This is a genomic window from Methylobacterium sp. 190mf (assembly GCF_900107945.1).
GTDB lineage: Bacteria > Pseudomonadota > Alphaproteobacteria > Rhizobiales > Beijerinckiaceae > Methylobacterium.
Genome location: NZ_FNVI01000064.1, coordinates 1 through 5,625, shown reverse-complemented (window position 1 = coordinate 5,625; position 5,625 = coordinate 1). Strand labels below are relative to the sequence as shown.

Genomic DNA, 5,625 nt, shown 5'->3' with positions numbered 1-5,625 from the left:
CTGGCCAGCATTCCCGGTATCGGCGAGGCAACCGCGATTGCGCTGCTGATCGAGATGCCCGAACTCGGCAGCCTCGAGCCGGGCCCGGCCGCAAGCCTAGCAGGACTGGCGCCGATGGCGCGCGACTCCGGCCGCAGCACAGGCCGACGCTTTATCCGGGGCGGACGCACCGGACTGCGCCGAGCCCTCTACATGCCTGCCCTGGTCGCGACCCGGTTCAACCCAGACCTCAGGGCGAAGTATCAAGCGCTTCGCGATGCTGGAAAGCCACCAAAACTCGCCCTCACGGCCGTCATGCGCAAGCTCATTCTGCTGGCCAATGCCCTCCTGAGGGACGGCCGCACCTGGCAACAAAAACGCGCTTGAGCAAAACGGATACTCAAGCGCATGATATTCGGCTGCGCGGGCTTCGCGCTGTTACGCCAGCGCGCCCTCACCGCGACCTGATCTGGCGTTCCGCGCCACACGAAATGCGGAAGAACAAGACTTCGACGCTGTTTGACAAACGGGCTCAAAGCCCGCTAGCCGCGCCGCTTCCGGCGCACGACGGACAGCGGCCACGCCTTTCCAGTCGCGCCCAACCACCTCGACCAGGACTTCAAGGCGGCCGGGCCGGATCGCAAGTGGGGAAGCGACATCTCCTACATCTGGACGCGGGAGGGCTGGTTGTACCTGGCGGTGGTCCTTGATCTGTACTCCCGACGGGTCGTGGGCTGGGCGGCGGGCGACCGGCTTCACAAGGAACTCGCGCTGACCGCGCAGCGACGTGCCCTTGTCGTCCGACGGCCCGGACCAAGTTTATTGCATCATTCAGACAGTCAGAAGATCGTTGCCAGCTTCCTGGCGGCCTGATCCGCACAGCGATGGACCGTCAGTTAAGCTGGCGCCGCAGGGTGTCCCGGTGCGGCCTGACCCGCACTCCGATCGACCGGTCGTGTCTTTCCCCGGACCTGTCGGCCGCCCGGGAACACCCTGCGGTGAGGTTTTGCCTCGCCGATGCTTGTGACCCGAGAAGGGCCTGACCGTCTGGTCTCGTGACTGTCCTGTCCGCGCATCCGGTCGTGGTGAAGCCATCAGGTTCGATCGCCAGGAGGATGGGATGAGTGCCGAGGAAGCTCACGAGCGTCACGTCATCGGCGGTGTCGACTACACCAGCCCTATCCAGTTCGAGAGGGGCTTCACGCACCAAACCGCTCTCCATTAATCCGGAGCAAATCCACAAACCGATTCATCCGCTTCGCCGTAAGCGCTCGTTGGCAGGCGCCTTGCGGGATAAGATTCTAGACCTGGATACAGTGCTGTCGCGAAGGCCTGTATCCGCCCTATGTCTGGACCTACGATCTCGCCCCATATCGTCGTAGCCGGCACGCGTCGCTCGTGGACGCGTGAGGAAAAGCGAGCGATCCTCGATGAGGCGCAGAGCACCACCGCGTCGATCTCGTCTGTGGCACGCCGCCATGGCCTGACGCCTTCGCTCCTCTTTCGCTGGCGACGCGAGGCCTGGGATGAGGAGCGGGCGGCGGCCCTGCCGGTTCCGCCTCCCTTCGTTCCGCTCGCACTGCCGGCACCGGTGGGTCTGCCGACCCGTGACCAGGGTGCGCCGGGTGGCGCCATCGAGGTGGAACTGGCCGACGGCCATCGGCTGCGTGCCGAGGCGGGTGCCGATCCGGCCTTGGTGCGGGATCTTCTCGCGGCGCTGCTGGATCGATGATCCCCGTTCCCTCGGGCTCGCGCGTATGGCTGGCCACCGGCCACACGGACATGAGGAAGGGCTTCGACGGGCTCGCCGCGCTGGTGCAGGACCACCTGCACCATGATCCGTTCTCCGGTCAGGCCTTCGTCTTCCGCGGCCGTGCGGGGCGGCTGATCAAGGTCCTGTGGTGGGACGGCCAGGGGCTGTGCCTGTTCTCGAAGCGGCTGGAGAGAGGCCGTTTCGTCTGGCCGGGAACTGCAGGGGCCGCGGCGGCGCTCTCGCCGGCTCAGCTCGCGATGCTGCTGGAGGGGATCGACTGGCGGGCGCCCGAGCGCACGGACCGGCCGCGCATCGCGGGCTGAGGGAAGGGGCTGGCGGAGCCATCGTGGGCCAGCTAAGCTATTGGCATGGCTCTCGATCCTGCCTCGCTGCCGGATGACGTGGATGCGCTCAAACGCATGATCGTCGGCATGGCGAGGGACGCCGTTCATGCCAACACGCTGATCGAGAAGCTCCGCGGCGAACTCGCCAGGTTGAAGCGGGCGCAGTTCGGCGTCTCGTCCGAGAAGCTGCAAGCCCGCGTCGAGCAGCTCGAACTCGCCATCGAGGTCCTGGAGGCCGACGAGGCCGAACGCCTCGCGGCGGCCCCGGTCGTCGCCGAGGCGGTCGAGGCGGCAAGCCGAGGGCCGGGGCGCCGCCCCTTGCCCGAGCATCTGCCGCGCGAGACCGTCGCTCATCCCGGCCCCTGCGCCTGCCCGGCCTGCGGCGGTCGCCTGCGCCGGATCGGCGAGGACGTGACGGAGAGCCTCGATTACGTGCCGGGCCGCTTCAAGGTGGTGCGGCACGTGCGCGAGGCCTTCTCCTGTCGAGTCTGCGAGACCGTGGTGCAGGCTCCCGCGCCCTACCACGCCATCGCCCGCGGCCGTGCCGGCCCCGGGCTGCTCGCGCATATCGCCGTGGCGAAGTTCGACGATCACCTGCCCCTGTATCGTCAGGCCGAGATCTATGCGCGGGACGGCGTCACGTTGCAGACCTCGACCCTGTCCGGCTGGATGGGCGCCACGGCCGCCGCGCTGGCCCCGCTGGCCGATCTCCTGCGCACGGAGGTGATCGCCGGGTCGGACGTCCTGCACGGTGATGATACGACGGTGCCAATCCTGGCGCCCGGGGCGGGGAAGACGAGAACTGGCCGGCTCTGGGCGTATGTGCGCGACGAGCGCCCCTTTGGCGGGGTGCGTCCGCCGGCGGCCGTGTTCTTCGCCTCGCCGGATCGGAAGGGCGAGCGTCCGCTCACGCATCTGGCGGCGTTCTCCGGCGTATTGCAGGCGGATGGCTATGCCGGCTTCAACGGGCTCTACGAGGGCCGTCGCCCGGGCGGCGCGTTGATCGAGGCCGCCTGCTGGGCGCACACCCGTCGTAAGTTCTTTGATGTTCATGCCAGCACCGGCTCGGCGGTCGCCTTCGAGGCCCTGGAACGGATCGGCGCGATCTACGAGGTCGAGCGATCCGTCAGCGGCAAGCCTCCCGACGAGCGCCTGCGGCAGCGCCAAGCTCGATCCAAACCGCTCGCAGCGGCCCTGAAGGCCTGGGCGGCGACGATCCTGCCGCAGCTCTCGGGCGGCTCCGATCTCGCCAAGGCGTTCCGCTACATGCTGGTGCGCTGGACGGCGCTGACCCGCGTCTTCGACGACGGGCGGATCGCGCTCGACAACAACCCGGCCGAGCGGGCGCTGCGGTCCGTCGCGATCGGACGCAAGAACTACCTGTTCGCCGGCTCGGAGCGCGGCGCCGAGCGAGCCGCGGCGTTCTACACGCTGATCGAGACGGCCAAGCTCAACGGGCTCGATCCGGAGGCCTACTTGCGCGACGTGCTCACCCGCCTCGCTGATCATCCAGCCAAACGCCTGGCCGAACTCCTGCCCTGGAACTGGTCGCCGGTCACCGCTGGTGCTCAGGCCGCCTAATCAACAGGGCCGCTCGCCGAGCGCTTACGCTTCGCCAGCAGTATCTAAACTGAAGCAAGTCCATTCCAGGCTCCGTCCAGCGCGTGCTCGTACCTCAACCCGCTCCCGGCGACACCGTCGTGAAGGACAACCTCGGCAGCGATAAAGGGCCGGCCGTGCGCGCGGGGATCGAAGCAGGCGGCGCGCAGCTGCTCTTCCTCCCGTCCTACTTGACCGAATTCAAAACAATCGAATTGGCCTTCTCAAGAAGGCGCTTCTGCGGAAGGCACCCAGGCGTACAATCGAGGATCACGCCAAGCGAGTGTGCCAATTCCTTCGTAGCCGTAGAATATGAACCAAATATAATTCTCAGGCTATAGCGCAGAATTGCCTAAAATAATTGAGTCCGTTATCTATCATTTGTCTATCGGCCGCCCTTCCATAGGGTGCAATAAAACATTCGCTACATTCATATTTTAATATATTTGTGCAATTAAAATCAAAACCTATGCCGTACCACTGACTCGCATATTTACCAGAGGAGTCGGAATTTTGATAGATGTTCGGATCATTCCCGTAGGGCGTAGAATTGCATTTACTATAGTGCTGCTCACCAATAAAATCGCACGTTTAGCACTATATCAACTCGAATGCCCATTTCGCAAACTATGGAATTCAAACCGTAGGTCAAAATGCCACTTTCCACTTATGTGGGACAGTGGTAATTGTGACTGCGACTATATCCTAAGTTCGAGTTTTCGCTTAAAGGAGCGTTTGAGATGAGACAAATGAACGTTCGATTCATTTGGTTTGTTCTAATTGGTACGGGGCTCAACTTTTTGGTATTCAGCGCAAGAAGCGATCAGATCGAAGCCGATGTCGGGAAGATTAAAATTTGCCGCTACAAAAAAGTCTTCGGTGATGACTTTGTCGATTTGAGTGTGTCAAAGTCTAATAACGAGCGTACGCGATGGTCAGCACACACCCCATGGAACGGCGATTTTGGAGATGCCAAATTCATTGATCCGATAGATATCTACTCCGACAAGAATAGAAATGAGCCTTTCATAATTGATAATGGAATCTTAACAATCAGGGCTCGCAAACACGACAACGGCAGGTGGACTTCAGGACTTCTTTCGAGCGCTGATCCAACTGGAGCGGGATTTTCCTTAATGTACGGCTATTTCGAAGCTCGAATGAAATTGCCTGCGGGCCCTGGGGTGTGGCCAGCCTTTTGGTTGAATGAAAATGTTCCACGGGATGACAGGTCGCCTTCAGTCGAAATCGATATCGTAGAGTACTACGGTCAATTCCCTGATGCTTTCCACTCCGTCTGGCACATTTGGAATAAGCAGGACAGAAGCAAGAGCACCGGCGGAACTATCATAACAAAAGTTCCCAATAATAGCTTGAGTTCAGATTTCCATTTATATGGAGCAGAGGTTACCAAAGAATGGATCGTTTTTTATCTTGACCGATCGGAAATTGGTAGAACCCCGACGCCTGTCGAGCATACGAAACCGTTTATGATCCTGGTCAATCTCGCGCTCGGATCCGGGTGGCCAATCGATAATACTCACAATCCGTCCGATCTTTTGGTGGACTACATTTATGCTTTTTCACCCGACACGGCTCTAGGGAATGCTCAGTGCAAAAAATAATGTGAACGTCTAGAGCGGTTTCGGTTTAATTGGGGTCGTATCCTGCCGCGACGAAGAAGTTTGCAGCCTCGTCGGGCGTGACGGCATCGACGAGCCGCCCGATTGTGGTCCAGAGCCCTTCGCGCGTGCGCTCGGCGGCCTTGCGCAGCCCCGCCTTCAACTTCGAGAACGCCATCTCGATCGGATTGAAGTCCGGCGAGTAGGGCGGGAGGAACAGGAGCCGCGCGCCCGCCGCCTCGATCGCCGCGCGCACGGCCGGGCCTTTGTGGCTGCCGAGATTGTCCATGATCACGATGTCCCCGGGTGCGAGTTCGGGCACCAGGAC

At 61.8% G+C, this 5,625-nt stretch carries 6 protein-coding genes and 2 pseudogenes; 7 read left to right on the top strand and 1 reads right to left on the bottom strand.

The window, feature by feature from the left end:
* The 7 genes and pseudogenes from C4T42_RS31105 to C4T42_RS31080 all read left to right on the top strand — a co-directional run.
* Positions 1 to 366, top strand: a 366-nt coding sequence (locus C4T42_RS31105; RefSeq protein WP_146074083.1) for a transposase, incomplete at its 5' end; no start/stop codon positions are given.
* A gap of 138 nt (positions 367 to 504) precedes the next feature.
* Positions 505 to 816, top strand: a pseudogene (locus C4T42_RS31100) (DDE-type integrase/transposase/recombinase); the annotation flags it as partial.
* Between the two features lie 508 nt (positions 817 to 1,324).
* Positions 1,325 to 1,711, top strand: a complete 387-nt coding sequence (locus tag C4T42_RS31095; protein WP_103986549.1) for a transposase — start codon at positions 1,325 to 1,327, stop codon at positions 1,709 to 1,711.
* On the top strand, positions 1,708 to 2,055 hold the full coding sequence (gene tnpB / locus C4T42_RS31090) for an IS66 family insertion sequence element accessory protein TnpB (RefSeq protein WP_029357653.1): 348 nt from the start codon (positions 1,708 to 1,710) through the stop codon (positions 2,053 to 2,055). Before C4T42_RS31095 ends, tnpB begins: the two co-directional genes overlap by 4 nt.
* Positions 2,056 to 2,100: 45 nt before the next feature.
* Entirely contained in the window at positions 2,101 to 3,657 is a 1,557-nt protein-coding gene (locus C4T42_RS31085) for an IS66 family transposase (RefSeq protein WP_103986548.1), read from the top strand.
* Positions 3,658 to 3,731: 74 nt separating this feature from the next.
* Positions 3,732 to 3,866 (top strand): annotated as a pseudogene (locus C4T42_RS32665) (IS630 family transposase); the annotation flags it as partial.
* 549 nt (positions 3,867 to 4,415) lie between these two features.
* Positions 4,416 to 5,300: a glycoside hydrolase family 16 protein gene (locus C4T42_RS31080; RefSeq protein WP_103986547.1), complete on the top strand. Its 885-nt coding sequence runs from the start codon at positions 4,416 to 4,418 to the stop codon at positions 5,298 to 5,300.
* Positions 5,301 to 5,325: 25 nt separating this feature from the next.
* Here C4T42_RS31080 and C4T42_RS31075 read toward each other — a convergent pair.
* On the bottom strand, positions 5,326 to 5,625 hold a 300-nt coding region (locus tag C4T42_RS31075; RefSeq protein WP_146074106.1), incomplete at its 5' end, for a transposase.

Coding starts and splice junctions, on each gene's coding strand:
- C4T42_RS31080 (WP_103986547.1), top strand. CDS start 4,416: ATGAGACAAATGAACGTTCGATTCATTTGGTTTGTTCTAATTGGTACG.
- C4T42_RS31085 (WP_103986548.1), top strand. CDS start 2,101: ATGGCTCTCGATCCTGCCTCGCTGCCGGATGACGTGGATGCGCTCAAA.
- C4T42_RS31095 (WP_103986549.1), top strand. CDS start 1,325: ATGTCTGGACCTACGATCTCGCCCCATATCGTCGTAGCCGGCACGCGT.
- tnpB (WP_029357653.1), top strand. CDS start 1,708: ATGATCCCCGTTCCCTCGGGCTCGCGCGTATGGCTGGCCACCGGCCAC.